Below are 3,351 nucleotides of genomic sequence, written 5' to 3' on the forward strand. Positions count from 1 at the left end.
GAGAGACCCCATGCGCCCGGCCCGTCGCCCGTCGCCCCGCCTCATCGCCCCGCTGTTCGCCGCCGCTGCGGCGCTCGCGTCGGCGCCAGTCGCGAACGCCCAGTTCTTCGGTTTGTACCCCGACGGGGGCCCGGGAGCGGTCGCATCCAAACCCGCGGGCAGCTCGGGGGCGGGTTGGTTCGGCTTGCGTGCCGATGCCGGCGTCGCGCCGGCCAGCCATGTGGCGGCGCCCCCCTCGGCCGTCCAGCCGGCGAGCTACGGACTGGTCCCGGACGGCTCCGGCGGGCACGCGGGGGCTACCGAACCGGTCTACCCCCCCGGCGGGCGTCAGAAGGAATCCGCCGGCCTGCTCTGGCCGCCGTATCCGCGATCGACCGCCCCCGAAGCGTCTCTGAAGACGCAGCTGCACCACGCTCACTATTGGCCGTTGCCGTACAGCTGCCGTGATCGGGCGTATGTGCGTGCCCTCTCCGCTGCGCAGGTCGCCGCCGGTCGAGCCGAACATGCCGCGTTGCACGGTTTCCATTTCGATCCGGTGACCAATCTGCTGACCTCCGCCGGACGCGATCACCTCCAGACCGAGGCGCTGGCCGCGGCTTCCTCCGGGACGGTCGTTCCGATCGTGGTCGCCGGCGGGGCTGACCGTGAAACCGCCTTCGCCCGCGTGGCGGCGGTGCGCACGGCCGTCAGCGAGATGGGCGCTCCGCAACTCGCCGGGGCGGTGTCGCTGGGAATGCGTCCGGCGAATGGCCGTCCGGCGGAAGAGATCGACCGGCTTCGGAGCGACGAATTGCAGTCCACGCCGCAGCCTCGCATCCCCGTGTCCACGTCCGGCAGCGCGTCCAGCAGCCCCGGGACCTGACCCGTCCGGCCTGATCGCGACCTCATTCCTCGCTCGCGGACTCGCCGGTCGCTCAAGTTTCCTGATCGAATCGGTCGATCGGATCAGGGCGACTCTGCCGTTTTCGCCGCTCGTCCCCCCGACCCCGGTCCCTCGATGTCCGTCCGACCGTTCTCCCGGCCGACCGACTTCGCTCGCCGTCTGTCGCGTGTCGCGACTGTCGCCGGCGCCTTCGGGGCTGCCGGGATGGTCGGGTGCGGAGCGACGGGGGCGAATCTTGCCGAAGCTGACGGCGGTTCGAAATCCTGGTGGTCGAAGCCGGCGGCGTTGGCCAAAGCGTCCACGTTCATGCCCCCCGGGCTGACCGCGGACCCCATCCCCTCGACCCGCGAGGAGTTGAAGGATCCGGCGGCGCTGGATCTCGCGTACGCCAACCTGCGAACCGACGGGCAGCCGTCCGAAAGCGGGCGGGACGACGCCGAAGCCGCGTTCAAACGCGTGCTCAAGGATGATCCGAAGAACGTCGAAGCCCTGATCGGGCTGGCCCGTTTGACGGAGACCGGCGCCGGCGATCGGCCGGGCGAATTGAAGGCGGCCGAAGACGCCTACCGCAAAGCCGTCGACGCCGCCCCCGCCGATGCACGCCCGCTGTTGGCGCTGGCCCGATTTCAGGCCGACCGCGGCCGCTGGGGCGAGAGCGCCGCGACTTACGGACTCGCCGCGGAGCGATCCAACGAGACCAAGCAACGCCGCACCGCTCGGCACGGCATGGCCGTCGCCATGGCGATGGGCGGGGATATCGAGGGCAGTCGCCCGCACTTCGTCGCTTCCATGGGCGAAGCGGTCGCTCACTACAACGTCGGCGAAATGTACCGGCGGTCCGGCAATCGGGACGCGGCGCTCCGTGAGTTCCGCCTGGCCTCGGAGAAGGACACGGGGGAATACCCGCAGCTGGCCCGAGTCGGTGAGTTGATCGCGGCGCTCGATGCGGCCGATCCGTCGATCGCGGAACCGGCGTCCGGGACGCAGCCGTGGCCGACGACGGCTCCCCAGCGGAACCGCCGTCCCGCCTCCGCGGGCCTCGCGGCGACGCCGACGAGGCCGCCGGTCGATCCGTTCGCCGGCGACCCGATGCCGTTCGGCGCCGGGCCGTCCCCGTTCGGCGGGGTGCAACCGGCCTCGAATGTGGAGACCGGCGCGGCGACCGCCCCGGCCGCCTACTCGACTCCGCAAACGCCGCCGGCCTATCGGCCCACGTCCTCGGACCGAGCCGGCGGATCCACGCAGCGTGACGCCGACGTTCCGCCGCCGTGGCCGTTCCCGAAGAACGGCTGAGCGAGACCGCGTATCGTGCGGGCCGATGAGCGCCCCGCCCCGCCCGCCTGCTGATCGCCCGTCGTCGGACCGCCCGATCGCCCCGGATCCAACCGCCCTGGCGGCGATCGCGCGATTGCCGCTCGGCCGACGCGGGCTGGCGGACGGGCTGCTGTCCGGCGCCCATCGCGGCGGACGGGGCGGCTTCAGCGTGGAGTTCGCCGGGCACCGCCCGTTCCAGATCGGCGACGACACGCGGAGGATCGACTGGCGAAAACGTCGACACGTCGCCGCCGGGACGCCCGTCAACGGCGGGTGGTTCGTGAAGCAGTTTGAAGCGGAGTCCGGTCTGGCGGTGCATCTCGTCGTCGACGCCTCCTCTGGGATGGCGTACCGCGGCCCCGCGGCGGACGGGGGGACCGGCCGGCACCCGTCCAAATGGCGCGTCGCGGCGACCGCTGCGGCGACGCTGACGGAAGCCGTGCTGCAACGGCGGGACGCGGCGTCGCTCACCGTGCTCGGCGGGAACCGAGTCACGTTGCCGACCTCCGCGGCGCCGGCCCATGCCGCGGCGGTGTGCGACACGCTGTCCGGCATCCTGCCGTCCGGGAAGATCGACTTCGCGGAGGCGCTGGGGACCGCGGCTGGACGATGGGGGCGCCGCGGCGTCGTGGTGATCCTGTCAGACCTGTTGACGGACCCGGATCGATGGTTTGCGGCGTTGTCCGACCTGCGGCGCCGAGGGCACGAAGCGGCCGTCCTCCGCGTGTTGGCCCCGGCTGAGGTCTCCTTTCCCTTCGAGAAACCCCGGCGATTCCGTCCGTTGACGGGCGACCCGGCGATCACCGGCGGCGGGCGGGCGGCGGTTCAGGAGTACCGGATCGCATTTGAAGAGCACGCGGCGGAACTGGCGGCCGCATCCCGCCGCGTCGCGGCTCCGCTGACGGTGATGACGACGGACGAACCGCTCTCCGGCGCGTTGGTGCGCTTCCTCTCAGACCGGGTCGGCCGGGCGTAGGAGCGCCGGCGCGGAGGCGATCCTTGGGCGACGGCGAGCCGTCTTGACCGGTTCGCGCGCGACGAACTACGACCCGTCTGCCGCTGGCCGGGCGTCCCGATCCTTCGGGAGCGCCCGTCCGCCGGACTTCCCGCCCCGCACCCCGACCGGACGAGCCACGATGGCCGACGGGACCCCC

General features: G+C 72.4%; 2 protein-coding genes and 1 pseudogene. All 3 read left to right on the plus strand.

Annotated elements, in window-relative coordinates; translation table 11 throughout:
• A pseudogene (locus LzC2_RS20885) lies at positions 1 to 862 on the plus strand (hypothetical protein); the annotation flags it as partial.
• A 135-nt stretch (positions 863 to 997) separates the two neighbouring features.
• The gene (locus LzC2_RS20890) at positions 998 to 2,176 is read left to right on the plus strand and encodes a tetratricopeptide repeat protein (RefSeq protein WP_171189962.1); all 1,179 of its coding nucleotides are present in this window, start codon (positions 998 to 1,000) and stop codon (positions 2,174 to 2,176) included.
• Positions 2,177 to 2,201: 25 nt separating this feature from the next.
• A complete protein-coding gene (locus LzC2_RS20895; RefSeq protein WP_171189963.1) occupies positions 2,202 to 3,173 on the plus strand; it encodes a DUF58 domain-containing protein in 972 nt (323 codons plus the stop codon).
• Positions 3,174 to 3,351: the final 178 nt, after the last annotated feature.

This window comes from Alienimonas chondri (genome assembly GCF_013036045.1).
Taxonomy (GTDB): Bacteria; Planctomycetota; Planctomycetia; order Planctomycetales; family Planctomycetaceae; genus Alienimonas; species Alienimonas chondri.

Bases quoted from the DNA above. Each gene is read 5' to 3' on its own strand.
- LzC2_RS20895 (WP_171189963.1), top strand. From the start codon at position 2,202: ATGAGCGCCCCGCCCCGCCCGCCTGCTGATCGCCCGTCGTCGGACCGC.
- LzC2_RS20890 (WP_171189962.1), top strand. From the start codon at position 998: ATGTCCGTCCGACCGTTCTCCCGGCCGACCGACTTCGCTCGCCGTCTG.